This is a genomic window from Rhizobium sp. BK060 (genome assembly GCF_014193145.1).
Taxonomy (GTDB): domain Bacteria; phylum Pseudomonadota; class Alphaproteobacteria; order Rhizobiales; family Rhizobiaceae; genus Rhizobium.
Map to the genome: position 1 here is coordinate 12084 of NZ_JACHYW010000033.1, position 26656 is coordinate 38739.

Sequence of the window (26656 nt, forward strand, 5' to 3'; positions counted from 1 at the left end):
ATGTCTCGATGGGGCCAGCCAATACCGGAGGGGTGCACGGGGCTGGCCGGCCCCCCGGCATCAGACGACCAGGAAGTCGGCTGCCTGCAGCGTGAGGTTTGCTTCGAGCGTGGCAAAATGCACCGGCGATCCGCCGTTGGCGGTGCCGTCGCTGTCGTATGTCAGCCAACCGTTCGTGGTGTTATAGATAACTCTGTCGGTAATATCGTGCGCCGTACCCGTTGCAGAGCTCCAAAAAGCTGCTGCCAAAAGATTTCCATTGTTTCCGACCTGGCTGAAAATGCCGTTTGCATTATCCAAGACGATACGATCGTGTTCAGCGGGATTGGCGGAGGTGCTGACGAAACCGGTAATCGTATCAACGCCCGCGCTGTTCAGGTTGGTGTTAAAGACAAACTGATCGGCACCTGCGTTGCCCGCAAGGAAATCGTTGCCAGAGCCGCCGACCAGGGTGTCGTTGCCGTTTCCACCATTCAGGCTGTCGCCGCCGCCGCCGCCCGTCAGCGTATCGTTTCCGTCCCCGCCATTCAGGGTATCGCCGGCACTGCCTCCGGTGATGGCGTTGTTGAGGGCATTGCCGTTGCCAGTGAATGATGCGTTGCCGACGTATACCAGATTCTCGACGTTGTCAGACAACGTGAAGATGGGCAACGAGGTGCGTACTGTATCAGTGCCCTGATTGGCATTTTCATGGATCGTATCACCTGCGTTGTCGACGATGTATGTGTCATTGCCGGCCCCGCCGGTCATCGAGTCTGCGCCCGCCCCTCCGTCGAGCGTGTTGTTGCCGGAGTTGCCGACGAGACTGTTTAAACCACCGTTGCCAGTACCGTTGATATTGCCGCCGCCGGTCAGTGTCAGGTTTTCGAGGTTGTTGCCTAGAGTATAGCTCGTCGAACTGAGCACAAGGTCTGCCCCGCCGTTTGCTTGCTCCACGATCGTGTCAGTACCCCCAAAAAACCCTCCATTGTTGGCGATCACGTAGGTGTCATCACCGATGCCACCTGTCAGAGTGTCATTGCCGGCTCCGCCATCGAGATAGTCGTTGCCATCGCCGCCGTTCAGAACGTCGTTTCCATTGCCACCAAACAACCGATCATCGCCGGCCAACGCGTTCAATGTATCGTTCCCTGCAAGACCGAAAATCGCATCCCCGATCAACAGACTGCTGGTGCCGCTCAAAGCGGCGCCGCCAGCGTTGTTGGAGGTGGTACCAACGATGAGGTTCCATGTATTCGATTGCACGGATTCGGGATTTCCGAGCGAGTCCACGAAGGATGCCACAAGCCTAATCAGCTTGCCCGAGGTCTGCCCCTGACTTAGAACGTGCTGGTTGGATTGCTGTCCGCTTCCGTTGCCACTCTGCACCGTTGTCCAGACGACGCCGTCGGCGCTTGTTTGCCAGTTGTAGCCGCTGTTCGGAATGGTGACGCTGCCCTGCGGGTTTGCGACAGTGATGTTATCGGCGTCAAAAAGCGCACTCGTCGGTGTAAGGCGCGCGAGACTTCCCTGCTCCCCGGCACTAAACGACAATGAGCCCGTGGCCGCGTGATTAGCCAATTGATCAATGGTGATCGTCCGATCCGCAAATTGCACGAGATCAATCCCAACCAGCAGGTCTGTGCCATCCGGCGAACCAGGTCTATTGTCCTGTATCTTGTAGGCTAGGACAGTGCCCTGATTTGCCGACGAAAAGGTGATCGCGGTAATGGTGTAGTCGGCTCTGTTGCCCGAATAGACCGTGGTATCCGCTCCGGCAGCCGCCGAGTCGGAGCCGAGTACCATGTCCTTGAACTTCTCGGTCTTAAGCAGATCGGTATAGTGCGTGGCAAACATTTGCGTACCAAGCGCTACATTGCCAAGGAGACCGGCGCTGAGGATATTTCCGACGGAATGAACGGCGTTGCCAATTGCATCGAGACTGATTGAATAACCGCCGTAGGCGCCGATTAGGGTGTCGAGACGGATACTGTCTCCGATGACGACGTCATTGCCGCCACTGCCGATGTTGCCGGTCGCGTCGGCGATCGTGGTATTGAAGCGATCGGCACCCCCACCCCCGATTAGCCAGTTGTCTCCGGCATCTCCGATCAGCCTGTCGTTGAATTTGGATCCGATAAGGCCTTCAATTTGGCTCAGCAACTGGTTGAACGGATTGAAGGCGGTTCCGCCATTGGCCGCGGTCAGGCCCTGGTTGCGAAGATCGGCAGCGACGTCGAGCACGATGCTCACATCGCTGTATGACGCCATGTCAAAGCCGTCGCCGCCAAGAGCTTCGTCGGCGTCGCCAACTTGCGCGGCCTGTCCGATACCACCCATGATGATGTCGTCGCCACCTTCGCCGAGCAACATGTCCGCACCGGAGCCGCCGGAAAGTATGTCGTCCCCTAGGCCGCCGCGCAGTTCGTCGGGGCCGTCGCCGCCATACATCTCATCGTTACCGCCGTCTCCGAATGCAAGGTCGGTGTCGCCGCCGGCGTCGATATAGTCGTCGCCGCTGCCGCCGTAGATTTCGTCGATGCCGGCTTCGCCGTAGAGCTTGTCGTTGCCACTTCCGCCGATAACGACATCCAGCGCCCCGGCACTGGTGCCAGCGTAGACAATATCGTCGCCCATCCCTCCATCGAGAAAGTCCTCGATATCTCCGCCGTAGATCACGTCCTGACCGTCGCCGCCGTAGAGATGATCTGCACCGGCCTTTCCGTCCAACACATCATCCCCCCGGTCGCCATAAACCGTATCGTCGCCATTACCTGCGTCGATCCAGTCGTCGTTGTCTGTGCCGGCGAGTACCTCGTGGGAATTGTATCCCGAGGCCGGTGTGCCATCCGGGTTCTCGCCCATGTCCGGACGAAAATCGCGAATGAAAGTACGCGTGATGCCAAGGTCGGAATTGGTTTTGGTTATAAGACCACCATTGCCGACGATGCCATTACCGAAACCTGAATATATGCCATAGCCCAGATTGGCTGCACCGCCGACAACATCTATGCCGTTGGGCGTCGCTGCGTAGCTTGACAGCAACGCGCCATAGGCGTGTGCGTTTTGATAGTCCTGTGTGATCAGTTGGTGGTTTGCATCATATTTCAGGTCGCCCAGGTTGCCGGCGACTGGATTGCCATTGATGTCAAGAATGAGCTCGCCTCGTACAGCCCGCAATGCCGTGCCTGGCACCACTGTACGGGCGAGTTCGATATTGCTATCCGCATAACCCATAACGTCGCCGTTCAGGTGAATGGCGCCGGTCGTCCGCTCGATAATGTCCTTGAACTGCTCGGTAACGATGGCGTGCCCGAGATCGGTGTCGATGTTCAAGGCGGTCTGGAGACGGTAGATGTAGTAGAAGCGATCGCCATCCATCAGCCGTTCCATCTGGTCTTCAAAAATCGCATTGAACGTAGTCCCGAGCTGGCCGGTAAAGACATGCAACTCAGCCAGGCCGCCGATCCATAGGTCTATGCTGTTGAACGCGTCAGCCCCGAGCGGCGGTTGCTCGCCTGGATTGACCCCGGTATTGTTGAGGAATGCGATCGCATAATCGACGGAAAAGCCCTGCGCTTCTGACGAGCCCTCGGCGATCGTACCATTCTCCAGTCCGACGATTGCTTCGGCCTTGGCCAAGTCCCCGTCAAACGCATAAGCCGCGATGAAATTTACCAGCGATTGCGGATGCTGCATCTGGGACCCGAATTCGGCCCAGCTTGTGTATGGATTTAGCGCATCGACGATGAGATTGGTATGGTGCGGGGTTGTCGGGTCCGCCGCGCGTTCCGCGACAAGTGCATCGTGAAGCTGCCTGCGTACCTCGTTTAGGGTCGGGATTCCGAGGTCTCTACCGCGGGCGATGTTGATCGCTGCGAGGTCAAGCGGTTGACCGAGCAACGACTGCTGCATGGCCGGCGTCAGGAACTCGTCCACCTCATTCGACAATTGCTGCGACATGCCGCGAACGATGTCGGTTGCTCCAACGGCAGCGAACTGTCCCGGGTTCAGAAACGCGCCCGACAGGGCAAACTTGCTGACCAGGCCATTGGGATCGATGGCGTCGATCGTCTCACGCAGTTGCGAATGGCCGAAGCGGAAGGCGGCTTGCGCATACTCAAGGGAGATATCGGCCTTGATATCGTTGTCGTAGGTCACGAACTCGGGAAGATCCGGCGTGACAAGGCGTGCATACTGGTCGATTGCCACATGCTGATATTCCATTTCGTTGATCAGCTTCGTGGCTTCGAACATCTTGTCGGGATCCCATGAGATCTGTCCGCCGGCGGAGACAAGGTAGTTTCCGTTCGCATCGGTGTAAGGACCGTTCGGGCCGTTGACCGCGATCTGGAAATTGTGGCGCGATGCCGCATCGGCCTGGCCGAGGATCGCGTTCTCGAGGTTGACAAGCTGGACATTGTGGTTTTCGTGAAAGACATGGTGCAGCGCCGTGAGGCCGAAGTTCTCGTTCGCACGACCGTCGCCGGCGACATAGTGGTTTCCCACCGATTGCATCAGCGCTTCGCTGACGGCGGCATACTGCGCGGCGGTGACTGCTACTCCGCCGACTGAATTGCGGATGGAAAAGTTGGAAAAGTCGATGAAGGACATCAGATTGGCAGCGGTAATGCCGCCCGCTACGATCGTCGCATTGGCGTAGTCAATGGCCGTCGTGAGGTTCGGGTTCATATCCAGGAGCAGCGCCTGGCCCGTGAAGACGTAGCCCCCCGGGACGGCGCCATTCGTATCGATCACATGGCCGCTCGCATCGCGAGCGCGATAATTGTTGATATCATCCCATGTCAGGTCATCACGGCCGGTTGCTAGCAAATGAGCGCGCAGTTCCGCGAGCGTGGGTACGGTCCTGGTTGTCGTCCCGGCACCCAGTCCATTGGGGCTGGCATCGTTGAAGACATTGCTGTTGTATGCCTGCGTCTGATGGCCGTCGAAAAGCTCTGCGCCGGGACGATATTGTCCGCTATTCGGGTCCAACACCCATGCCCGCAGTAACAGCGTGATTTGCGTGTCCGAGCCGTAGCTCTGGCTTTGGTCGATGTACGGTGACGTATGATTGGTGTAGCTCGATGCGGCAGGCTTGGCAACCGGGCCAAGAACATCGGCATCCTGCCCCGTCCCTCCGAGCACGCCATCAGCACCCAGTGACTGGACGTCATCTCCAGTTCCCCAGACGTTGTCGGCACCCGCTATGGATACCTGACGGCCGTGAATATCCCGCAAGGTGTAGTCATCCGGCGTTGCGCGCGAAATGGTAATGGTCGTGTTGCCAGGGTCCGAAGCACCGTTCGTCCCCGGTGCCCTGTAAAGGGGGTCGTCCGGATCCAGCGGGATGATGATTTTGGCGCCCTGACCGCCCTTGTCGATGAAATCGAGCCCGTGATCGAAAAACTGCCCGAACAAGGTGAAAATTCCGCTTGTCGAGGGGTCACCCGGGAGGGTGTTGAGGTTGCGTACGATATTCTCCGTGTGAACCGACCCGTCCGCATACGTTGAAGTGACAACGTCGGTCACGGTTCCCGGCGCGCTGACCTCCACCCGTTGAAGGGCGCCACCCTCATTGGATGAGCTGATCGTCTGGGCGATCATGCGTGGTGTGTAGTCGACCACACTCTTGTTGGGATCAGCGTAAGCCGCCGGCGTTGCCAGTGTCGTAGCAGCGTTTGGGTCGCTGATTGTGGGGTGCGTCGTGAGATAGCCGTCGTGTGTCGCATCTCCCGCCAGCGCCTGGTTGGTCACTATCTGCTGCACATAATGGTTGTAGTCCGCGACTGTAAGGCGCGGAAACGGATTGTCGGTGGCACCCCATGCCCAGCGGGTGAGATCCACGAGGTTGTTGAACAATCCACTGGGGATGCGAAAGCCGCTCGCTTCCCGCGCACCATCGTAGATCAACAAACCGGTGATGGGATCGACAATGCCCAGGGGGTCAAAGGTTCCAAACAAACCCAGCTCGTGGACGACGCCGGCAGAGTCATGATACCCATAAATCGGCCGGCCCTGTGCATCGAATCTGACAATAAAAATAGCATCGCGCATCTGGTCGAGCAGATAGTTGATATCGCCTAGTGTTATTTCGAAAGGTTTAACGGAGGGCATGTTCATCTCCCCTTGCTGGCGCGATCGCGCAGATGATTATGCGTGCATCTGGCGAAATCTATCAGAAGGAGTGTGATCCATATTCAGTTCCCATATCAGCTCAGAAAGTCCCATGCGATGGTTGAACTGAAGCCCAGTGGCCGGATAGGGCAATTAGGCCGTATTGGCCTGCGACTTTGGTCCCTCGTCTCCGGTCGCCGGAAGCGCCCAACCAGCAACTTGTCCCGACAGTTCCTGATGACCGCAACGCTGATCGTCGGGGTCTCGATGCTCATGCTCGGAAACTGGATGAGTTCGCGATACCAGGCGAGCGCCACGCGAAGCGCAGCCGAGGCCGGCGCGATCTTCCTGCAAGCGTTCCTCCAACCCTACATCCAGGAGCTTGGATCGGCAGATCCCTTGGCAGAACACATCGAAGAGCGCCTAGATACGCTTTTTGCCCATACGCTCTTTGCAGGTCACGATGTGAGCAATCGTTTTATCCTCCTGAAAATATGGCGCCTCGACGGGACACTCGCCTACTCTTCGAGCGATAACATCAAGGTCGGAGAGCAAGCGGAGGATGAAGTCAGGATTGCAGCAAGCGGGGGCCTGGCAACCGCGTTCGAAGATCTTGACGAATTGCTGGACGGCGTGACCGGGGACCAGAACATCCGATTGATCGAGGTTTATGCGCCACTCTATCAGACAGGAACCAACCGTATCATTGCGGTGGGCGAATTCTACCAGAGCGCCTCTGCTTTGATCGCCGAACGCACTAGCACGCGCAACTGGACCTGGCTTCTTGTTGGATTGACCTCGCTCGGAATGATCGCGGTACTCCACCTCATCGTTTCTCAAGGAAGCAAGACCATTGATCGGCAGAGAGATGATCTTAAGCGGCGTTACGCCGAAGCGGCTCATCTCGCCAAGCAAAATGACGAGTTGCGCAAGATTGCCGAGCGGGCTCGTGTGCGAGCAAGCGAGGACAACGAGAATTTCCTGGCCCGCCTGGGATCGGAGCTTCATGACGGGCCAATCCAGACACTCAGCATTCTGATGCTTTCGCTGCAATATGGACGCGATGGCGAGGAAAGGCCCGAGCTCATCAACGATGCCAATTCGGGCGGTGCCCCGCCAAACACCATCCAGCTCGCCAGATATCTCTATTCGGAACTCCGAAACATTTCGAGCGGGCTCGTATTGCCGGGTATTCAGGCGGAAGGATTGGCGCAGGTTGTTGAGGCTGCCATTTATCGCCATGAGCAGTTGACCGGGACGTCCGTGGCGCGAGACATCGGCACGCTGCCGGAAAACGTTCCGACGGCTGTGAAGATATGTTGCTACCGAGTCATTCAGGAGGGCTTAAACAACGCCTACCGACATGCCGCGGCGGCCGGCCAGTCAGTCACCGTCAAGGAAGAGAATGGCCGGCTTCTGATCACAGTGAGGGACCGCGGACCAGGCGTCTCGGCGCAAATGCCCGAGCCAACTGCCAACGCCAAGCTTGGACTAGTCGGGCTACGGAATCGGCTTGCCGCTCTATCTGGCGAGTTTTCGATCATATCGCCCGCATCCGGTGGAACCGAACTCATCGTCAAACTTCCCCTCGATCTGGAAAACACAGAGGTTGGATTATCACAGCCATGAACGGGCAGATCCCGCTACCGACTCAAGCGGCACCCACAACGTTATCTCCCGACAGAGCAGTCGATGGGGTGCGCTGAACGGTTCAGGAAGCCACACGTCACAACCGCGGAAATGCAGTAGTAGCGGCGCTAGCTGATGAGCGACACGTGCTGTTGGGCCGCGAGCGCGACTTCCACTCGATTTCGGGCGTTAAGTTTCGTCATGAGGTTGGCCATGTAGTGCTTTACTGTCTTTTCGCTGATCGACAGGGACAGAGCGATTTCCTTGTTTGAACGAGCTTTCAACAGAAGTGCAACGACCTGCTCCTCACGATGGCTAAGTTTGGCGCCTGCCGCTCCTTCTTTTCGACGGCGGCCCTTCAGGGCGAAAATTACCTTGCCGGCCAAACTGGGAGAAATGAAAACTTCGCCCTTCATGACGGCGTCAACCGCCCCAAAAAGCTCGTTCGAAATGCTCTCCTTGAGAATGAAGGCACTGGCGCCGCTGTCCAAGGACTTGACCGCCAGATCGACGCTATTGCACGCCGTGTAGACGATGACCTTTGTTCTGCCGGCCGCCGCGATGTCAGTGATAGCCCCATAGACGTCACCAGGCATGCTTAAGTCAACAAAGATCAGGTGTGGCTCATTTCGAGCCACAATGGCACGCGCAGCACCCGCGTCGCTGCCTTTCGCAACAACATCGTATCGACCGTGCCGGGCGAAGACAGCGCCGATACCTTCAAGTAACATGGGATGATCATCAACGAACGCCACTCTAACAGAGTTGAGCATAACCCCTCCACTACAGTACCGTAAATGGCGTCAAGACTACACTCAAATGTTATCTCTGCATAGGCGCGGCAATATTTATATAATATCAGTAGATTATTCAGGTTAGAAAATATTATCATTAATCTCTCAAAGAGAATACGAGCAAATGCGCTTACCTATTATTTCACGAGTACTCTACATCGTTGCTCCGTCATTCGCCAAATGCTGACGCTTTGGAAAGTTGCAACATCGAAGGGCTGGCCGCCAGAGAGGCCGCCATCAAGATGAGCGAAACCGAAGAAGAGAAACTCCGAAACTCCATGCTCCATCACGAAGCCGGCCTCGCGGGATCGGAGCCGGAGAAGCACAATGCGTTGGGTTCGACAGATCGCGACTTCCATTTCGATCTCTTGATCCAACTGCTGTGCGCTGAACTCCACCCTTTGCTCCGATTAGAGCAACCGGCAGACGCGGTAGCGACTGAGCCGCGATGAAGGAAATCTGCCCGGATCGAGCAACGCCCGAGTTGATGGAACTAATATAACCGCGCGGCTGGGAAGCATGATGCCGTACCGGCAGGCGGCGAGAGTGCTTGCTGAATTCCTGCCGGTTGAGCCGACCGAGACGCATGCGACCGTGCGCAAGCGCACCATCAGGATCGGTGAACGGCTGGACGAGCAGCACGCAGGAGAAGAGCGGCGCGCAAGGGCTCAGATGGAGGAACGGCGCCAACTTGAAATGCAGCTTCCCGGCGATCGGCGCAGAGAGTTCGTCGTCAGCATCGATACAGCGCATGTGCGGAGCGCCGATCCCAATTCAGCGCGAAACTTCGAGCTTGTTGTGGCCAGATGTGGTCGCGGCGGTCGGGGCGAACCAGGTGGCCGCTATTTCGCGACCAGCAGCACCGACCAGGAGGATTCGCAAGTAGAGGGCGAGTTCTCGATCGCCCGGCTTCACAACCTCGGCTCGCAGCTCCTGACCTATGTCAGATCGAACCGCGGCGCGATCGTCAACTATGGCAAGCGCTACCGAACTGGGCTTCGTGTCGCCACTACTCTTGCCGAGTCAGCGGTGAATTCGCTTGTCGGCAAACGCATGATCAAGAAGCAGCAGATGCGCTGGTCCCTCCATGGTGCCCACATGCTCATGCAGGTTCGGGCAGCGCAGATCAATGGCGACCTTCACGATCGGCTGCGGGCGCCGTTCCGACAGGCAGAATCGCACGTGCCTCCATTATTCAAGGCCAGACCGCCTCTTCTGCGAGCCGCATGACCCCAGAGAAATTACCGGTCTCTTGCGCGATCAAGATAGATCGTATTCCAAACATTCAGTCCGCTGGCGGACACTGAGCATGCAAGAAGTGAGCAATATAGGTCACGCTCTGTTGTGCCAATTGTGTTTGAAAAGCGGCAAGATTGTGTAATAATTAGGCAATGAGGGAAATCAAACCGCCGTTATTTGGGCTGTACCATGATCATCGCGCCTCTCAACGCCGGGCAGTATTTCAACGTGAGCTTGACCGATTGATTGAGGCGGCGGTTGCTGCAGGTTGGAGAGAAGCGGAAATCGCACTTGAAGTTGCGGACCTCGCGGAGGATTACGTCATGAAGCTGGCAAAGAGCGACGGCATATCATTCGCCAACGACAATACTTGCAAGAATTAGACTGGATGGCGCGGGAGCGATCGCGAGCACTGCCCCGACCCCGGAGGAAAAAATGAACTCAGCGGCAAAAGGTTGGATGCAGTCTACGATAAAGCCCCTAAAGATATTCGCGTTTGCAATGTGCGTTTCCGCGCTTCTACTGTGTTTGCTCGTAATTATGATGCGACATTTCGGTCCCCTCATTGTCGCGAGCTATCTTTATTCAGAACAATCGACGGCGATTCTAATAGTCAATTAGCTAAGTAGATCAGCAAAAAGGGAGTTCGGCGGCGGCCTGCTCCTGCAGGTGTCGACCGAGAATTTGCGCCGAGCCCCCGCCGGACCACGCAGCGCCATGTAGTCCGGCCCTTCGAGTTCGGCATAGACATAGCCCGCGACGTCGCCTTGCGACAAAGTTCGGCTTCAAGAACGGGCGCCCGGACGTCGGCCTCGACAGCCGGCCCGAAAGGATTCGCCAGGTCGCCGACGAGGCGCTGACGCGGTTGCGGACTGACCGGATCGACATCCGCGTCGATCCCAACGTTCCGATGGCGGACGTCGCAGGGGCCGTGAAAGACTTGATTGCGCGATCCGGGTCGGCACACTTCAGGATTCCAACCTGATTGCAAGACGCGTTGGTCCCCTTTATGGAAAATACGTCGCGAGCCCCGCCTATATCAAAGCCCATGGCTCCCCGGAAACACCGGAGGAACTCGTCACGCATCAGGCGCTTATGCAGGGGATGGAAACGTGGCAGGTGATGGACGGCGACAAGATCCTGACCATTCGCCCGCAGGGCCGTTTCAAGGCTGACAACGGGGCGGCTCTCGTCGTCGCTGCCGCGGCCGGTTTGGGTATCGCTGCCCTCCCCGATGGCCTCACCCGGGACTATCTCAATTCCGGCGCGTTGGTGACGGTCATGACGAATCATCCGCCACCACCGGCCGGAATCTATGTCGTTCGTCCGCCGGGACAGCACCCCTCGAGAAAGGTCCGCGTCCTGACCGAAATGCTGATCGAGTGTTTCGATGATAGCGGGCAAGGAAACGAACAGCCCATCTAACCGGATATCGAGCGGCAGATCGAGACGGTCCCGGAGCTGACGCGCAGGCCGGCGACTATGTCGGCAGGTACTTTGAGTAGAACGCCGTCAGCCCGGGCAACCAACAGCCATTACCAAACACTACGCAAGCGCACCGCCGTCCACCGTAAGGATGGTGCCGGTAATTTGCCGGGCGGCCGGCGTTGCGAGGAAAGCGACTGCTGCCGCGACATCCTCCGGCTGGTTAAAGCGGCCAAGGGCGCTGAGACCACGCTGATAGTCGGCGAATTCCCCCGTCTCGGGGTTCGCGTCGGTGTTTGTCGATCCAGGCTGGACGAGATTAACCGTTATATCTCGGGCGCCCAGTTCGCGGGCGAGGCCACGGTTGAATGCCTGGAGCGCGCCTTTGGTCATATAGTAGACCGTACCAGGCACGCCGGCTATGCGATCCGCGCCCGCTGATCCGATGGTAATGATGCGCCCGCCTTCCTTGAGGTGGGGGATGGCAGCCTTTGCGGTCAGAACAGGCCCACGCACGTTTACGGCAAGCAGCGCGTCGATGTCCTCGATCGTGAAATCTGCAATGTTGTTGTATCGCGCGATCGCCGCATTGTTGACGAGAATGTCGAGACCGCCCAGTGTGCGGACAGTTTCGTCCACTGACCGCTGGATGGCCGAAGGATCCGCGCTGTCGGCCTGTATCGCCATTGCCTTGCCCCCATTCCTTTCAATAGTCCGGAAAAGTCGCTCCGCGCTGTCGGCGGATCGCTCGTACGTTATCGCAACGTTCGCACCTTTCTCCGACAGAGCAATCGCGATCGCGGCCCCGATGCCACGCGATCCACCAGTGACGAGCGCATTCTTTCCAGCTAGTTCCTGCATGGTCGAACCCTTTCCTATTCCTGTCGCCTTGACGCCGATTTGGAGGCTCATTCCTCGCTACTGGCTGCTCCGGCAGGCTTTCTGTTGAGCCTCAAAATAGGCAGTTGCGACGCAGGCAACATTCCTGATCTTCCCAGACACTTGCCTGATCCTACCAAATCACTACATGCTGGCGTGATGTTCGACCCTGTGAAGCCATCGACACTTCTGCTGAACGCCATTGCTCCGTTTGTTTCGGCGCATGCGGGTACCGTCGGCGTTCCTACCCCCGTTCCGCGCTTGACGATTTGGACAAGCACAAGGGCCACGTCGCCCACTCCGGCGGTGTTCGAACCCATGTTCTATGCGGTGTTGCGCGGAACCAAAGTCTTGATCATGGGCGCCAATCGGTTCGAACTGGCCACAGGCGCTTGCGCGGTATCGTCCTTTGGCCTGCCCTACAGCCACCAATTGACCGGCGCTAAGCCTAATTTCCCCTATGTCGGCATCAGCCTTCATCTTGATGCCGATATTCTGACGCGCGTCATGCTCGATATCCCCAAGCGTGAGGACCGTTGGACATGCGCAGTCGCCGCCGGCGGTCTGGACGGACCCGTCGGCGACGCATTTGCTCGCCTCGTAGGGCTGCTGAAAGCGCCCGACGATATCGGTGCGCTGGCACCGCACTACGAGTTTGAGCTTTATTATCGCCTGCTTCAGAGCTCGATGGGCGACACGCTGCGACAGGTCAGCCAGAGAAACGGCCGATATCAACAACTCAAGTCGGCGGCCGATTGGCTCGCTTCCAATCATAGCGAGCCTGTCAATATTCCTGAGCTGGCGGCGGCTTCTCACATGAGCGTCACAAGCTTTCACAGGCATTTCAAGGAAGTCACCGGGTTCAGCCCACTTGCGTTTCAACGCCATATCCGTTTGCTTGAGGCGCGGAAGCTCCTTGCCGGCGGCAGCACCAATGTTTCGCGCGTGGCGTATGAGGTCGGTTATAAAAGCCCGTCGCAATTCAGCCGCGAGTACAAGAGCATGTTCGGCAGCGCGCCGGTGGGTGATCTGGAGCGGTGAACCCAGTCGTATCCGCTGACGGCAGAAAAAGGTCGATGGCTTCGGCGGGGACTGGAGGACATCAGTGTGTCGCGTAGTGCTGAACGAGCACGCGGCTGGGGCGTGCCCGTGCCTGGGAGCGACGAAGTTATCTATGTCTAGTTCGATGCTCTGGCGAACTATCTCAGAGGGCTCGATTACGGTTCCGACTAAACCCTGTTCTGGCGAAACTGGGCACAGCAAGGCGAACCCTCCCACTTTGTCGGCTAGGGAATTTCCAAGTTTCACGCGATTTACGGGCCTGCGATACTCCTGTCTGCCGGAGTGCTGCTCCCGTCATCGATCTTCGTTCATGGCTACCTGGAGAGGTTCTCCTCCCGCGGCAGGCAGCGGTGCGAACGAGGTGATGATTCAGCGCGAGCGCTTCCGATAACGCCTACGCACAATCCAAAGACCGAAACCGCTATGCAATATTTCGCTGTTCTCTCGTCAGTCAGGACTCACACCGTCAACATCCGGAGCAGGCCTTCCAGATTTCTCTCGCCCTCCTTGGTCTGCGCTCCTGCTTTCAGTCCACCCCGGATGAGCTTTTCGGCAGCAGGGAGTTCGAACAATCCTGCCCAGGCCTCATGCTCGCGCTGAAAGCCATCCCGCAGGTCCTCGGGAGGCAACGCCCTCTTGGCCGCGGCCATGACGCCGGTGGGCAGCGCGGCGATGTTGCGTGCCAAACGCTCGACGAAGCCGTCGAGTTCAGAAGCCGGCAGTGCCCGGTTGATCCACCCATATCGCTCCGCCGTCATAGCATCGACGAGATCGGCGGCAAGGATCACTTCAAGAGCTCGGCCACGCGTCATCCGGCCGGACAGATACTGGGTCGCTCCGCCGCCCGGCGTAATCCCCATTAACGCCTCGCATTGAGCAAGCCCTGCCAGCCCTTCCGCAGCAAACACCATGTCCGCCGCCGCGACAAACTCAGCTCCGCCGCCGCGGGCCAGCCCGGCGAGCTTGACGATCGTCACTTGCGGCTGCTCTCGTAGAAGTTCGCCAAATGCCTGGAACGGGTTGAGGCCTTCGCGAGCCTCACGGGCGATCTCGTCGAAGGCGTGCGGTTCATCGATCAATGTCATGTCGACATGGGCAATGAAGAACTCGGGGTCCGCACTTTGGAAAACCAGCACACGGGTGTCCGGATCGTTGCGAACAGAAAGGAGAAAGCGGCGGATCTCCCTCATCAGGGGGACATCGAGAACGTTTACCGGCGGGTTGTTGATCGCAATCGTGGCAACGCCGTCTGTCCGACTAATCCGAAGCCGGCTGAAATCTGTGTCTGTCATATTTGAGTCTCTGTTCTTCGGGAACCTCTGGCGCCGCACATGCGCCATTGACCATAAAGTATTCATTGGATACCTAGCGTCAATTACGCACCAGAAGCATCCCAGGGATGCTGGAGGATACCGAAATGGATGAACCGACCGATGAAAATGGCCCGGTCTACCGTGCCGACTGCCCGAGCCGCGTGATCCTCGACCAGATCGCCGACAAGTGGTCGATGATGGTGCTGGCGGTGTTAAGCGAGCCCCGTCGCTTCAATGCGATCAAGCGTCGCCTCGATGGCGTGACCCAACGCGTGCTGACACAGACGCTTCGAAAGCTGGAGCGCAACGGTATGCTGACGCGCAGGATCCTGGATGGGCGTGTGCTCGGGGTTGAATATGCCTTGACACCCCTTGGCAGGTCGCTGCAAGGGCCGTTCTCAACCCTGTTCGACTGGACTGTCGAGAATATCGACGTCATCCAGGATTGTCAGCGCAGCTACGATGCGCGCGAGGATTAGGGCCGACTTGAGCGGCGGTTTACGCGCAGCCCAATTCAGTGGGTGAAATAGCATGTACGCGCGAGTCGAACAGCCGGAATTGTTCTAAGGTTGCCGACATATGCCATCCCGCCTGGTCCACAATCAGGATGGCGTGGGCCTCGTTGGCGACGTTTCGGGATATCTCGATCAAAGCCACCTGCATGCTCACCGTTGATCGATGGGTGATGGCGCTGTAGCTTCCACTTCGCAATTTGGACGAACGACACAAGGATAAGGTCTCTCATGCCAACGGGTACGGTTAAATTCTTCAACGACGACAAGGGGTTCGGCTTCATAACGCCTGAGAATGGCGGCCAAGATGTATTTGTTCACGTGTCTGCCTTGCAACGCGGTGGTTCGCTCCGGGAAGGCGATAAAGTCAGCTTCGAGGTCGGACAGGATCGCAAGACCGGAAAGTCGAAAGCTGAGAACGTCTCGGTGCTCTAATCAACGGTCGTAGATTTCCCAGCCTGCCTGGACAGGCTGGGCTTCGCGTGAAGATACCATCGCAGGCCAACGCGAAGGCGCTGAATATCTGCGCGCGGCCCTTTAGGGTGTAGGGACTGCGTCGTGCCTTCGCTATCCTCACTCAGCGCGAGGCACAATGTAGAGCCAATTCCATCTACCGCCAAGGAACGTTGCTCGAGTGAGTACCGATATGATGTCCGCGGCACCGTTGAACCACCCATTCTCCACCTTGAACGGATATCCTTGCGCGCCAAACAACGACGTGTGTTCGCGAGTGTTGATCTCCACCTTGAGCTTAAGTGACGTTCCAGGCTCGGCCTCGGGCGCGAAGCGGAAAACCAAGTGGGTCGAATGACCCGCTTGCTCCCTTTTGCACTTCCCGAGCCAGGAAAGAGCATTGCGGATCGCGTCGATTGTTGGTCCGATGGGTTCGGCCGTGATCTGAACGATCGATATCTTCTGAATAGCGCAAGGGCCGTTTGAAAAGCAGCTTGTTGATAGCAGTGCCACCTCGGAATGCGATTTTGCCCTTAAGCTTTGGCGCCGAAAAAAGATCGCAGAGAGCGCGGGAAATAATAAAGTCCTGCTCAATCTGACGAGAATCCGGCCATGGCGCCTGAGTAGCCCAAGCTGTGAGGTGAGCATCTGGGATCAAAAGTCGATCTCCACGTTTTCATTGATATCGAGACGCCACCGATCATCTCTTGCTTCGGAGAATGAAAGGCCCTCGATTAGCGACCTTACCGATGGGTCGAGCCGCGTATATTTGTCGCTTTGCTGGGCAAATGATTGCAACGCGTCGGCCTGTTTTTTGTGATTTGACAAATCGAGCAGGTAGCCGAGTCGTCGGACCGATGTGTTTTCGAAATGCTGCGCGACTGATGTCAATTTCCTTGGATTCGCGCGGGCGCCGATATCCTTCGCGATCTGGGCCACACCATTGATGCCCGTAGCCCGCTTAAAGTAACGGATACAGTCGAGGAGCGTTAACTCCACACCGGCAGCTTGAGCGTATCCCGTGTCTGTCTTGAGGGGCGTCAGCCAATCTTTTTGGTTGGTAGCGCTGAAGATGCTCGGCGCCAAATAGATGAACTGAATCCGGTGGCGCCCAATAATAATCGATCGGAACTGCTGCGGCACGACAAGTTGAAACACCATTGATGCCTGGTGCGAAGAACCATGCATGGCCGCCGCACGCAGAAGGGATATGCGGTAATCAGTGCCGAGATATTTCATCAGGGGATCGATCCAGCGCGCAGGATCTGGAGCGCCGGCAGTCCTATCTTCAGGCCGCAGGATGATATAGAATCCGTGCCTCGGATTGGCCAATCTTTTCCTGGAGATTTGCCGCGTCAAAGCTGCGGTAAAGGCTTCAGGCTTCAGCGAGAGCTCCGCCAAAGCATCTTCACGGGTAAACGTCGAGTACCCGCTCATCAGTTTGCTTTCGATGTAATCTTCCAGCGAAGACATCCGTCAATCATACGCAAAAACAAACAGAAATATAGGGGTTTTGCATATGATTGGCGACAGATCGTCGCCACGCGGCTGGAGCTTGACCATCGACGATCGGCGTCGCTCGCCCCATCCGCACGACAACGCTCGCCTGAGATTCGGCAGCGCCTATTCGAGTTCAATCTTGGCGTCGCGCACGACAGGCGTCCACTTGGCGATCTCCGCCTTTACATGTGCGCCGAGCTGCTTTGGCGTCGAACCCACGACAACGGCACTGAATTCGGCCATTTTCTTGCTAACGCCCGGATCGGCGAGCGCCTTGCTGGCCGCCAGGTTCAGGCGAGCAACGACGTCTGCCGGGGTGCCGGCGGGAGCAAACAGCGCATTCCAGGTATAGGTTTCGTAGCCCGGAACCGTCTCGGCTACCGTCGGCACATCGGGGAAGGACGGTGCGCGCTGCTTGGTGGTGACCGCAAGTGCCCGCAGCGTGCCACTCTTGATGTGGCCGGACGACGACGGCAGGTTGTCGAACATGATCGGAACCTGATTGCCCAGAACATCATTCAGGGCCGGGCCCGAGCCCTTATAGGGGATATGTTCCATCTCCACCCCGGCCATTGCCTTGAAGAGCTCTCCGGAAAGATGCAGCGGCGTGCCGTTGCCGGACGAGGCATAGCTGTAGGTGCCCGGATTGGCCTTGAGGAGTGCTACCAGTTCGGCAAGTGTTCTGACCGGCAGTGCGGGATTGACGACGAGAACGTTGGGAACCAGAACCAATAGCGAGATTGGCGCGAAATCCTTTTCGGGGTCGTAGGGGGTCGACTTCAGGATCAACGGATTGAGCGCATGCGTCGCAACCGTCCCCATCAGGATCGTATAACCATCCGGATCGGCCCGTGCGACATTGCCGGCGCCAAGATTGCCGCCCGCACCTGCCACATTCTGCACGATCACCTGCTGGCCGAGATCTTCGGACATCTTCTGCGCGAGAATGCGGGCAACGACGTCGGTCGATCCGCCGGCCGCAAATGGCACGACCATCGTTACCTGCCGATCAGGAAAATTCGCCGCAAGCGATGGTGATCCAGCCACCAGCGTCGCTGCCAAGGAAAGGCCTGCAGCAAGCGTGCCTCGACGCGTCAGGGTCAGTCTCGTCATCCTATTTCCTCCTCGTTTCCAGTCTTCGATGCAATGGTCCGGTTTGCTCAGTCTTCTTCCTGGAAGACCTCCTCGCGCTTGGCCTTTACCGACGGCAAGAACACGACCAGCAGGACAGCGAGCGCAATCAGCAGCAGGATGGCACTGATTGGACGCGTCACGAACGTCATCGGATCGCCGCGGGAAAGGATCATGGCGCGCCTCAAGTTTTCTTCGAGAAGCGGCCCCAGCACGAAGCCAAGAAGCAATGGTGCCGGCTCGCAGCGCAGCTTGACCAGCAGGTAGCCCGCCAGCCCGAAAAAGGCGACGGCGTAGAGGTCGTAAACGTTGGAATTGACGCTGTAGACCCCGATCGAACAGAAGGCCATGATGATCGGAAAAAGCACGTAGTAGGGAATAGTCAGCAATTTCACCCAAAGGCCGATCAGCGGCAGATTGAGGACAACCAGCATCAGGTTGCCGATCCACATCGAGGCGATGATCCCCCAGAATAGCGCCGGCTGCTCGATCGCCACGTTCGGACCTGGCACAATCCCCTGAATGATCATGGCGCCCACCATCAGCGCCATCACCGGATTTGCCGGGATTCCCAGCGTCAACAGCGGAATGAACGAGGTCTGGGCGCCTGCGTTGTTGGCCGATTCTGGCCCCGCAACACCGGCAATCGCCCCGTGACCGAACTCCTCCGGGCGGTCGGAGATGCGCTTTTCCACCGTATAGGAAGCAAAGGCGGCAAGGATGGCACCGCCCCCCGGCAGGATGCCAAGTGCCGACCCGATTGCCGTGCCGCGCAGCACCGGTGCGATCATCCGCCGGAAGTCCTCGCGCGTCGGCCACAGATCGCTGACCTTGGCCATCAATACCGTGCGGGTCTTCTCGCCCTCCAGATTGCGCAGGATCTCGGCGACACCGAACACGCCAACGGCAACCGCAACGAAATTCAGCCCGTCGGCATATTCACGAATGCCGAGGGTAAAGCGCGGCGTTCCCGTGTAGATATCCGTACCGACCAATCCGAGCAGCAGGCCAAGCGCCACCATGGCGAGCGCCTTGACGATCGAGCCATGCGCAAGGGCAACCGAGGACACCAGCCCGACGATCATTAGCGAGAAGTATTCGGCAGCACCGAATTTGAGCGCAAGCGCGGTCAGAGGGATTGCGAAGATCGCCACAAGAAAGGTCGAGACGGTGCCGGCAAAGAACGAGCCGAGTGCTGCAATCGACAGTGCCGCCCCTGCTCTGCCGCGACGGGCCATCTGATAGCCGTCGATGGCAGTCACCGCCGAGGAGGATTCGCCCGGCATGTTGATGAGGATGGCCGTGGTCGAGCCGCCGTACTGGGCGCCGTAGTAGATGCCGGCAAGCATGATCAGCGAGGAAACCGGCTCGAGCTGGAACGTGATTGGCAACAGCATCGCGATGGTCGCGGTCGCCCCGATCCCCGGCAGGACGCCGATCAAGGTGCCGAGCAGCACACCGATCAGGCAGAACAGAAGGTTTTCGGGCGAGGCAGCGGTGCTGAAGCCGAGGGCGAGATTACTGACGAGATCCATCGACGCCTCCTAGAACCGTACCCAAGGGCCGAAGCGCTCGAATGGCAAGCCAAGCGCGTAGCTGAACACGGCGACCGAGAAGAGGGTTATTGCGGCTGCAAGTATGATCGCCAGCGGCACCTTCATCCGCGAGGAAGCGAAAGCCGCGATAAGTGCCACGACGAACAGCGACGGCACGAAACCGAGACCGCGCACCGTCAATCCAAAGACGATGGGTGCTGGCAGGATAAAGGCCATTCCGCGCAGCGCGATCGGGCCAAGCGGCTCGCCCTGGACTCGTGTCGCCTGTATCAGCACGATCAGGCCGAGACATGTCAGGACGACAGCAAGCAGCAGCGGAAAATAGCCCGGGCCCATGCGAAGCGCGGTGCCGAGCTCAAGGTTCAGACATTGATAAATGAAGAAACAGCCGAGCCCGATGAAGAGCGCGCCACAAAGGGCGTTGGTGCTGTCGAATGTCAATGATTTCATATCTCCCCCTGTGGCGATGCCGTTGTGTTCCCACTGTCACCGTATGCAAAATCCAGACGTTGCCCGCACGAACGGCAAGGGCAGCCAGGTGCTGCCGCGACAGCGCCGCCCGAAACGCATCCCGGGCGGCAACCGACAGCGCCTAGTCGGCGTACTGGCCCGCCGCCTCGATCACCGGCTTCCAGCGGGCAATCTCGGTTTCGAGCTTGGCCTTGAGCGCTGCCGGTGTCGCGTCAGCTTCCGACGACGGCTCGGTGCCGAGTTCGGCAAAGCGGGCAACGACGTTTTGATCCTTGAGCGCAACCTGCAGCGATTTCGACAGCCGCTGGGTCACATCAGCCGGCGTGCCTTTTGGCGCATAAATACCGTGCCAGATACCGACCTGGAAATCGGCAAGACCGCGTTCGACGGCAGTCGGCACATCCGGCAGCACCTTCAGGCGCGCGGGCGAGGTGACGGCGTAAGCCTTGATCGTGCCGCCCTTGATCTGCTTGGTCGTGTTGGTGGTCTGATCGCACATGATGTCGACCTGGCCGCCGAGCAGGTCGGTCATGGCGGGGCCAGTGCCCTTGTAAGGAACCGTGGTCAACTGCGTTTGGATCGCGCTCATCAGCATCATGCCACACAGGTGGGAAGCCGCGCCAATGCCTGCATTGGCAACGGTCACGCTATCCTTGTTGGCCTTGATGTATTCGACGAGGCCCTTGAGGTCGGTCGGCTCGAAATCCTTGCGTGCAACGATGGTCATCGGCACGTCAGTCACGAGACCGACATATTCGAAGGAATTCAAGGTGTCATAGGCAAGCTTGCGGTAAAGCGTGGCGCTTGTCGCCATGCCGATATGATGCAACAGCACCGTGTAGCCGTCCGGGTCTGCCTGCGCGACGCGGCCTGCGCCAAGCGTGCCACCGGCCCCGCCGACATTTTCGACAATGATCTGTTGGCCGAGATCCTTCGACATCGACTCGGCCACGAGACGGGCGACCGTATCCGTCGGGCCGCCGGCGGCGAACGGAACGACCATCGTGATGGTCCGTTCCGGATAGGTTTGAGCGATTGCGGACGCGGACATGAGCGAAACGGCGGCAACGGCCGTCATGCCCAGCAAGGCATTCAATATTTTCATTTCATCCTCCCAGTAAACCACCGGAGCGGCTCCCCCCGCCCCGGTTATCAACTGTTACTGTGGAGTGCTCAATGCGTCGGACAACCGGGCGAGGTGCTGCTTGTCGCATTTTCCTGCATGATATCACACAAGACGGGTAGAAAAGGGGACAAACGAGCGGGACCATGGGTGGATTTCCACCCATTCACGCTTCGACCTCGTCCTCACGCCGACTCCCTTTTTCAAGCCCGTATTTCTGCATCTTCTCGTAGAGCGTCTTTCGCGAAACGCCGAGCATCTCATAAACTGGACGGAGACTCCCACCGTGAGCGGCAAGCGCGCTGGCAATAAGGCCGCGCTCATAGGCGGCAACCCTGTCGGCGAGCTTCTGGTTTTGCTCTGCCGTGTCCTCAGGCTGCAGGTCGAGACCAAGAACCAGTCGGTCGGCGGCGTTGCGCAATTCGCGCACGTTGCCCGGCCAGCTTCGCGAGCCGATCTTGCCGAGCGTCTCCGGCCGTACCTCCATGTCGCTGCGCCCGTAGCGGGCCGCCGCCTCTCGAACCAGCTGGAAAAACAACAGCGGAATATCGGCTTGCCGCTGCGCAAGCGAAGGGACGTGAATGGTAACGACATTGAGGCGATAAAGGAGGTCAGGACGAAAGCGCCCGCGCGCCACTTCGGTCTCCAGATCGACCTTGCTGGTGGCAATGAAGCGCACGTCGAGCGATATAGCTTCGTTGGAGCCGAGACGGGTAATGACACGCTCCTGCAGGACACGCAGGAACTTCGCCTGGAGATCGAATGGCATCGAGCCGATCTCGTCGAGCAGGATCGTGCCGCCACGACCGTGCTCGAACTTTCCGTATCGCGGTCGAAGAGCACCGGGAAAAGCGCCGGCTTCGTGTCCGAACAATTCACTCTCGATCAGGGTCTCCGGCAACGCCGCGCAATTGATCGCAATGAATGGCTTTCCGGCACGGGCGCTGGTGTCGTGCAGCGCCCGGGCGACAACTTCCTTGCCGACACCGGTCTCCCCGATGATCAGCGTGTCGGCATCCGTTGCCGCAATTGCTCGCAGCCGATAGCGCAGGTCCACCATTGCCTGCGTGCGTCCGGGCAGACGAGCCTCGATGTCGTCGCGTTTGCCGGCCACTGCACGCAACCGCCTGTTCTCGAGAACCAGGCTGCGCCGATCCAGCGCGCGTCTGATGATGCCAACAAGGTGCTGGGCCGCGAATGGCTTTTCGACAAAGTCATAAACCCCGGCATGCATTGCGCTGACGGCGAGCTGCACGTCCGCATGTCCCGTCACCAGGATGACCGGTATCTCCGAATCCATCTCGCGTATCCGCTGCAAGAGCGTCATGCCATCCATGCCCGGCATCCGGATATCGCTGATCACCACGCCGTCAAAGCCATAGCCGACACGCTCCAGCACCGGCTCTGCGCTGGCGAACGTAGCAACGTCCAATCCAAACAGGCCGAGCGCCTGGGCGGAAGAGCGGCGCATCTCCTCCTCATCGTCTATCAGGAGTATCCGGCCTGCGCTCATTACTCAGCAGCCTCGCTGACGACAGGTGCAGCATCAAGGACGATACGGAATTCCGCGCCTCCGTCCGGTGCATTGCACACCGAAAGGCTGCCGCCAAAATCCTTGATGATGTTGTAGGAGATCGACAGGCCGAGCCCGAGGCCGCGGCCGACGCCCTTCGTGCTGAAGAACGGATCAAAAATACGCTCGGCGATCGAAGGGGGAACGCCTGCTCCATGATCGCGGACGGTCACGATCACTTTGGCACCGTCGCGAGACGACACGACATGGATTCGCCTGTCATCAAGCCCCTCCACCGCATCAGCAGCATTGGTGATGATGTTGACAAGAACCTGCTGCAGACGCACCGACCCCGCCTGCACGGCGACAGATGGCTCGCTAAGATCGATGTCGAGTGTCGCGTCTGCCACTTTCAGCCGGGCAGAAACGATTTCGAGCGTATCGGCCATTGCGGCCGCAAGCGAGACCGGACCCATCTTTTCATTGGGCTTACGCGCAAAATTACGCAGGTGCCGGCTGATCGACGCCATCCGGTCGATCAAGCCGGAAATGCGACCAAGGTTGTCACGCGCCTCATCCACACGATTTCGCGCTATCAGCATCGAGGCACTGTCCACATAGGTCTTGGCGGCGGCAAGCGGCTGGTTGAGTTCATGCGATAAGGCTGCTGACATTTGCCCGAGGCCGGCAAGCTTTCCCGCCTGAATGAGATCGGCCTGCATCTGGCGAAGCTTTTGTTCCGTCAGTCGTCGCTCGGCGATTTCCTCTTCGATGCGCTGGTTAACGCGCGCCAGATCGGCGGTTCGCTCCTCTACACGCTGCTCCAGCTGGTTGCGGGCATCGACCTGCATGCGCATTCTTTCGCGCGCACGTGCCCGGCGCTGCAGCACGATCGCGACAACCAGCCCCGACAGGCCTAGGGAAAGCAAGACCGCGATCAGCATGGTCCGCGCCTGCGCATGCACGGAGCTCGTGTCCATCAAGACACTAACGGTCCAGTCAGCGTTCGGCATGTAGTGGGAGAGCGACAGATATTCCCTGGCAGCGGCGCCATCGGCAACAGTGATCAATCTGTGACCACCCGCATTCTGCTCGCTGATTGGAAGCGGCTTTAGAACAGCTTCGGCGTAGCGGCGCGATGCCTGGGTGCGTTGCAGGCGCTCGTCTGTCAGGGGCAGGATGCCGGAATACAGCCATTCCGGGCTACCGGTCATGAAGATGATGCCTTCAGGATCGGAGACGAGTATCTTGTACTCGCCACCCTTCCACGAGGCCTCGATTGAGTCGATATCGACCTTGAAGACGATAACCCCGCGGATTGCATTGTTCACCCGGATTGGCGAAGCGAAATAGTAACCTCGCTTCAGCGATGTTGTACCGAGCGCATAGAACCGCGCCTGACGGCCCGCTATCGCATCCTGAAAGTAGGGCCGGTAGCTGAAATTCTCACCCACGAAACTCGTCGGGCCATCGTAGTTGCTGGCGGCGATTGTATCGCCGTTCATCCTCATCACGTAGATATCGGATGATTCAAGCAAACTGTTGATCTCCTTCAGATAGGTGTTAGCCGCATCGCGCAGGGCCGGATTGCCAGGATCGCTCACAAGCTGCTTGATGTCGTCATGATCTGCGATCAGTTCAGGCAGCGGCTCGTATCGGCTCAGATGCCCGCCAAGTGCCGAAACAGCAAGCCGAAGCGCCGAGCCAGCTTGCAGTGACGCCTCGTCCATATAGCTTCGCGTTGCGAATTCTCTGCCGGGAAAGATGCCAACATAGCAAACGGCCGACAACAGGCAGAAGCCGACAAGGATACGAAATCGTTGCTTCACGAACGCGGGCTCCTCCTTCCCTCGCCGCGGCCACTGCGACCGTCAGGCAAGTCTAGAGTTCAATCCCGCAGTTTCCAAGGGTGCACGTTAACACACCTGTTCGCTCCGACGCTGCACACTTAAGATCGTCGCGAAATGAGGTCAAAACCAACAGCGGCGCCCTGTCTGTCGTCGATTCGCGATGGATAGGGCTTTTGAGCCTTTGACAGAGGTGGAAATCGGCTTCAAGGATCGCGGGATTGCCATCATCGGCGGCTGAGCGCCGCATTTGATCAAGGGAAGATTTTTATGACGTCGCATGTCGTACCAGGGCTCGAGGCGCGCTTTGCACTTGCCGAGGCGGTGGCCCGCGAGGCAGGAGCGGTGGCGCTCGATTACTTCAAGCGCCGCGAGACACTCGTTATCGAAACCAAACGGGACCCGCAGGACGTGGTCTCGATCGCCGACCGGGATGTCGAAAACCTGATCCGCGCCCGGTTCAACGAAGCATTTCCCGCCGATGGCGTGCTTGGCGAGGAGTATGGCCTTGAAGAAGGCACCTCGGGGCTCACCTGGGTCGTCGATCCGATCGACGGCACCAGTCCGTTCGTCAACGGCATGCCGAATTGGTGCATCTCCATCGGCCTGCTGCATGACGGCGTGCCCGTCGTCGGTGTCATCTCCGCACCATGCCACGACGAGCTCTATGCCGCAGCGCTCGGCAAGGGAGCAACGCTGAATGGCAAGAAGCTTTCCCTGGACGCGTCTCGGACCATCAGAAACGCCGTTACAGGCATCGGTGCCAACAACCATGTCACGCCGGCGCTCGTCGCCGGGATAGTCGAAAGCCTCCTGGAGGCAGGCGGCAATTTCATCCGCAATGGATCGGGCGCCCTGATGCTCGCCTATGTCGCAGCCGGCCGTCTCGTCGGCTACTACGAGCCATACATGCACGCATGGGATTGCATGGCCGGATACTGCCTCGTGAAGGAAGCAGGCGGCTGGTACCAGCCCTTCCCGACGTCGGGAGAACGGCTGACGAAGGGCGCGCCGGTGCTTGCTGCCGCGCCGGGTGCGATCGACGACCTGCGCAAGATCGCTGGCATATGATCCATTCCTAATCGAGCGACGGCCGGTTGGCGTCAGGCGCTGCGCCGCCTCTATGCCTTCGCCTTTAAGAGCGCGGTCGCAATGTCGACAAACCCAAGGCCGGCCGGTTCCGAGGAAACCCATCGGGGCTTGTGCGGAAACTTGTCCAGGATAGGCACGATGTTGCGCACCCCGAAGGAATTGCGATGTAGCCGAACATCGGGGGCCGAGGCGAAAGACTGTGGAAAGTCACCCTGCCACACCCTATCTAAAAGTATGCTAGGTTTCCGGTGCCCGATGCTGTGATATTGCCCGATCTCAATCGGGAGAGATTCGATGGCCTTGATCGATATACTGACGTCCGTGGCTCTCGCGGCAACTGCAACGGTCACCGCGTCCATTTCGCCGGCTCAGACGTCAACTCCTGCCTTCCGGCCATTCGGCGTTTCGCAAGATGCCCTGCCCTCCGCGCTCGGCTGCACGCCGATTTACGGCAACCAACCCGATGCGACAGGACAATATTCGTGCAATAGCTTGCCGGACGGAAATGACCTCTACGACCAGTATGTGCTCGCCTATGTCCGCGGGATGGGAATCTGCAACGTCGTCGCGGTCTCTCGCTACATCAACGATGACCAGCGCGGCACTACGACGCGGCAGGTCTATAGGGAGGCGGCTTCCTTGCTCGCATCCCAATTCGGTCCCGCGGACGAGAAGATCGACCATGTTGCCACGTCCAAATTCGGAAAGGATGGGATGTTCAAAGAGGCCGTCATCGCCCAGGAACGACAGATCTTCGAGCAGTGGGATAATCTGAACACTAAGTTTCAAAATGCTCAATCTGCCAGCGTGACCATTTCCGGAAGTGAGGACGCGGGGTTGGCGGTCTACAGTATTCTCCGCTTCGCCCACAACGATGCGTGCCTCAGCAATCTCGAGCAGCAGACGGGACTGTCAGGCGACGATGCAGAGTGATTGGTATTGGCAGATTTCGGACAAAGGCCGCCAGCCGGCGGCCTCAAGGCAAGCAGCTCAGGCGTCCGATCGAGCCCGACCCGTTTGT

19 protein-coding genes and 4 pseudogenes are annotated in these 26656 nt (G+C 58.6%); 11 read left to right on the plus strand and 12 right to left on the minus strand.

The features are described 5' to 3' along the window. Positions 1–60: 60 nt before the first annotated feature. Complete coding sequence (locus FHT71_RS32200; RefSeq protein WP_165933179.1) at positions 61–6096, minus strand: peroxidase family protein; 6036 nt, start codon at positions 6094–6096, stop codon at positions 61–63. Positions 6097–6333: 237 nt separating this feature from the next. Between FHT71_RS32200 and FHT71_RS26750 the strand changes: the two genes are divergently transcribed. After that, positions 6334–7725, plus strand: a complete 1392-nt coding sequence (locus FHT71_RS26750) for an ATP-binding protein (RefSeq protein ID WP_165933180.1) — start codon at positions 6334–6336, stop codon at positions 7723–7725. A gap of 128 nt (positions 7726–7853) precedes the next feature. Here FHT71_RS26750 and FHT71_RS26755 read toward each other — a convergent pair whose 3' ends face one another. Further along, positions 7854–8498: a response regulator transcription factor gene (locus FHT71_RS26755; protein ID WP_132593542.1), complete on the minus strand. Its 645-nt coding sequence runs from the start codon at positions 8496–8498 to the stop codon at positions 7854–7856. Between the two features lie 543 nt (positions 8499–9041). On the opposite strand from FHT71_RS26755, the gene FHT71_RS26760 reads away from it, so the two are divergent. From FHT71_RS26760 to FHT71_RS26770, 4 genes and pseudogenes are all read left to right on the plus strand, one after another. Then, the gene (locus tag FHT71_RS26760; RefSeq protein WP_183722828.1) at positions 9042–9749 is read left to right on the plus strand and encodes a hypothetical protein; all 708 of its coding nucleotides are present in this window, start codon (positions 9042–9044) and stop codon (positions 9747–9749) included. Positions 9750–9910: 161 nt separating this feature from the next. Next, on the plus strand, positions 9911–10141 hold the full coding sequence (locus FHT71_RS26765) for a hypothetical protein (RefSeq protein WP_062369725.1): 231 nt from the start codon (positions 9911–9913) through the stop codon (positions 10139–10141). A 383-nt stretch (positions 10142–10524) separates the two neighbouring features. Then, a pseudogene (locus tag FHT71_RS31945) lies at positions 10525–10704 on the plus strand (aldo/keto reductase); the annotation flags it as partial. After that, a pseudogene (locus FHT71_RS26770) lies at positions 10701–11183 on the plus strand (substrate binding domain-containing protein); the annotation flags it as partial. The pseudogenes FHT71_RS31945 and FHT71_RS26770, both read left to right, overlap by 4 nt. 120 nt (positions 11184–11303) lie before the next feature. On the opposite strand, the gene FHT71_RS26775 reads toward FHT71_RS26770, so the two are convergent. Further along, the gene (locus tag FHT71_RS26775) at positions 11304–12044 is read right to left on the minus strand and encodes an SDR family oxidoreductase (RefSeq protein ID WP_113544111.1); all 741 of its coding nucleotides are present in this window, start codon (positions 12042–12044) and stop codon (positions 11304–11306) included. Between the two features lie 39 nt (positions 12045–12083). Between FHT71_RS26775 and FHT71_RS26780 the strand changes: the two genes are divergently transcribed. Both FHT71_RS26780 and FHT71_RS31950 read left to right on the plus strand, forming a co-directional pair. After that, entirely contained in the window at positions 12084–13103 is a 1020-nt protein-coding gene (locus FHT71_RS26780; RefSeq protein WP_245505540.1) for an AraC family transcriptional regulator, read from the plus strand. A 39-nt stretch (positions 13104–13142) separates the two neighbouring features. Further along, positions 13143–13445 (plus strand): annotated as a pseudogene (locus tag FHT71_RS31950) (class I tRNA ligase family protein); the annotation flags it as partial. A gap of 137 nt (positions 13446–13582) precedes the next feature. On the opposite strand, the gene FHT71_RS26785 reads toward FHT71_RS31950, so the two are convergent. Beyond that, complete coding sequence (locus FHT71_RS26785; RefSeq protein ID WP_132593548.1) at positions 13583–14416, minus strand: enoyl-CoA hydratase/isomerase family protein; 834 nt, start codon at positions 14414–14416, stop codon at positions 13583–13585. A gap of 125 nt (positions 14417–14541) precedes the next feature. Here FHT71_RS26785 and FHT71_RS26790 point away from each other — a divergent pair, with 125 nt between their 5' ends. Beyond that, positions 14542–14916 carry a helix-turn-helix domain-containing protein gene (locus tag FHT71_RS26790; RefSeq protein WP_007826017.1) on the plus strand — a complete coding sequence of 125 codons (375 nt, stop codon included), beginning with the start codon at positions 14542–14544 and terminating at the stop codon, positions 14914–14916. Between the two features lie 264 nt (positions 14917–15180). Continuing rightward, a complete protein-coding gene (locus FHT71_RS26795; RefSeq protein WP_007826019.1) occupies positions 15181–15384 on the plus strand; it encodes a cold-shock protein in 204 nt (67 codons plus the stop codon). A 672-nt stretch (positions 15385–16056) separates the two neighbouring features. Here the strand turns inward: FHT71_RS26795 and FHT71_RS26805 are convergent. From FHT71_RS26805 to FHT71_RS26835, 7 genes are all read right to left on the minus strand, one after another. After that, on the minus strand, positions 16057–16875 hold the full coding sequence (locus tag FHT71_RS26805) for a type IV toxin-antitoxin system AbiEi family antitoxin (RefSeq protein ID WP_132593552.1): 819 nt from the start codon (positions 16873–16875) through the stop codon (positions 16057–16059). A gap of 150 nt (positions 16876–17025) precedes the next feature. Continuing rightward, complete coding sequence (locus tag FHT71_RS26810; RefSeq protein ID WP_183722830.1) at positions 17026–18015, minus strand: tripartite tricarboxylate transporter substrate binding protein; 990 nt, start codon at positions 18013–18015, stop codon at positions 17026–17028. 47 nt (positions 18016–18062) lie between these two features. Then, positions 18063–19568, minus strand: a complete 1506-nt coding sequence (locus FHT71_RS26815) for a tripartite tricarboxylate transporter permease (RefSeq protein WP_132593556.1) — start codon at positions 19566–19568, stop codon at positions 18063–18065. Positions 19569–19577: 9 nt separating this feature from the next. Beyond that, on the minus strand, positions 19578–20039 hold the full coding sequence (locus FHT71_RS26820; protein WP_007800836.1) for a tripartite tricarboxylate transporter TctB family protein: 462 nt from the start codon (positions 20037–20039) through the stop codon (positions 19578–19580). A gap of 142 nt (positions 20040–20181) precedes the next feature. After that, positions 20182–21165, minus strand: a complete 984-nt coding sequence (locus FHT71_RS26825; RefSeq protein WP_183722832.1) for a tripartite tricarboxylate transporter substrate-binding protein — start codon at positions 21163–21165, stop codon at positions 20182–20184. Positions 21166–21349: 184 nt separating this feature from the next. Next, positions 21350–22696, minus strand: coding sequence for a sigma-54 dependent transcriptional regulator (locus tag FHT71_RS26830; protein WP_132593560.1), 1347 nt, complete (start codon positions 22694–22696; stop codon positions 21350–21352). Continuing rightward, on the minus strand, positions 22696–24525 hold the full coding sequence (locus tag FHT71_RS26835) for a sensor histidine kinase (RefSeq protein WP_348649326.1): 1830 nt from the start codon (positions 24523–24525) through the stop codon (positions 22696–22698). Before FHT71_RS26835 ends, FHT71_RS26830 begins: the two co-directional genes overlap by 1 nt. A 288-nt stretch (positions 24526–24813) precedes the next feature. On the opposite strand from FHT71_RS26835, the gene FHT71_RS26840 reads away from it, so the two are divergent. Further along, the gene (locus tag FHT71_RS26840) at positions 24814–25614 is read left to right on the plus strand and encodes an inositol monophosphatase family protein (RefSeq protein WP_183722834.1); all 801 of its coding nucleotides are present in this window, start codon (positions 24814–24816) and stop codon (positions 25612–25614) included. Between the two features lie 50 nt (positions 25615–25664). On the opposite strand, the pseudogene FHT71_RS31955 reads toward FHT71_RS26840, so the two are convergent. Further along, positions 25665–25799: pseudogene (locus FHT71_RS31955) on the minus strand (hydrolase); the annotation flags it as partial. Positions 25800–25929: 130 nt separating this feature from the next. On the opposite strand from FHT71_RS31955, the gene FHT71_RS26845 reads away from it, so the two are divergent. Continuing rightward, positions 25930–26568: a hypothetical protein gene (locus tag FHT71_RS26845; RefSeq protein WP_132593564.1), complete on the plus strand. Its 639-nt coding sequence runs from the start codon at positions 25930–25932 to the stop codon at positions 26566–26568. Positions 26569–26656: the final 88 nt, after the last annotated feature.

Bases quoted from the DNA above. Each gene is read 5' to 3' on its own strand.
- FHT71_RS26755 (WP_132593542.1), bottom strand. From the start codon at position 8,498: ATGCTCAACTCTGTTAGAGTGGCGTTCGTTGATGATCATCCCATGTTA.
- FHT71_RS26775 (WP_113544111.1), bottom strand. From the start codon at position 12,044: ATGCAGGAACTAGCTGGAAAGAATGCGCTCGTCACTGGTGGATCGCGT.
- FHT71_RS26830 (WP_132593560.1), bottom strand. From the start codon at position 22,696: ATGAGCGCAGGCCGGATACTCCTGATAGACGATGAGGAGGAGATGCGC.
- FHT71_RS32200 (WP_165933179.1), bottom strand. From the start codon at position 6,096: ATGCCCTCCGTTAAACCTTTCGAAATAACACTAGGCGATATCAACTAT.
- FHT71_RS26760 (WP_183722828.1), top strand. From the start codon at position 9,042: ATGCCGTACCGGCAGGCGGCGAGAGTGCTTGCTGAATTCCTGCCGGTT.
- FHT71_RS26805 (WP_132593552.1), bottom strand. From the start codon at position 16,875: ATGTCTTCGCTGGAAGATTACATCGAAAGCAAACTGATGAGCGGGTAC.
- FHT71_RS26750 (WP_165933180.1), top strand. From the start codon at position 6,334: ATGACCGCAACGCTGATCGTCGGGGTCTCGATGCTCATGCTCGGAAAC.
- FHT71_RS26785 (WP_132593548.1), bottom strand. From the start codon at position 14,416: ATGACAGACACAGATTTCAGCCGGCTTCGGATTAGTCGGACAGACGGC.
- FHT71_RS26790 (WP_007826017.1), top strand. From the start codon at position 14,542: ATGGATGAACCGACCGATGAAAATGGCCCGGTCTACCGTGCCGACTGC.
- FHT71_RS26825 (WP_183722832.1), bottom strand. From the start codon at position 21,165: ATGAAAATATTGAATGCCTTGCTGGGCATGACGGCCGTTGCCGCCGTT.
- FHT71_RS26815 (WP_132593556.1), bottom strand. From the start codon at position 19,568: ATGGATCTCGTCAGTAATCTCGCCCTCGGCTTCAGCACCGCTGCCTCG.
- FHT71_RS26840 (WP_183722834.1), top strand. From the start codon at position 24,814: ATGACGTCGCATGTCGTACCAGGGCTCGAGGCGCGCTTTGCACTTGCC.
- FHT71_RS26795 (WP_007826019.1), top strand. From the start codon at position 15,181: ATGCCAACGGGTACGGTTAAATTCTTCAACGACGACAAGGGGTTCGGC.
- FHT71_RS26845 (WP_132593564.1), top strand. From the start codon at position 25,930: ATGGCCTTGATCGATATACTGACGTCCGTGGCTCTCGCGGCAACTGCA.
- FHT71_RS26820 (WP_007800836.1), bottom strand. From the start codon at position 20,039: ATGAAATCATTGACATTCGACAGCACCAACGCCCTTTGTGGCGCGCTC.
- FHT71_RS26765 (WP_062369725.1), top strand. From the start codon at position 9,911: ATGAGGGAAATCAAACCGCCGTTATTTGGGCTGTACCATGATCATCGC.
- FHT71_RS26810 (WP_183722830.1), bottom strand. From the start codon at position 18,015: ATGACGAGACTGACCCTGACGCGTCGAGGCACGCTTGCTGCAGGCCTT.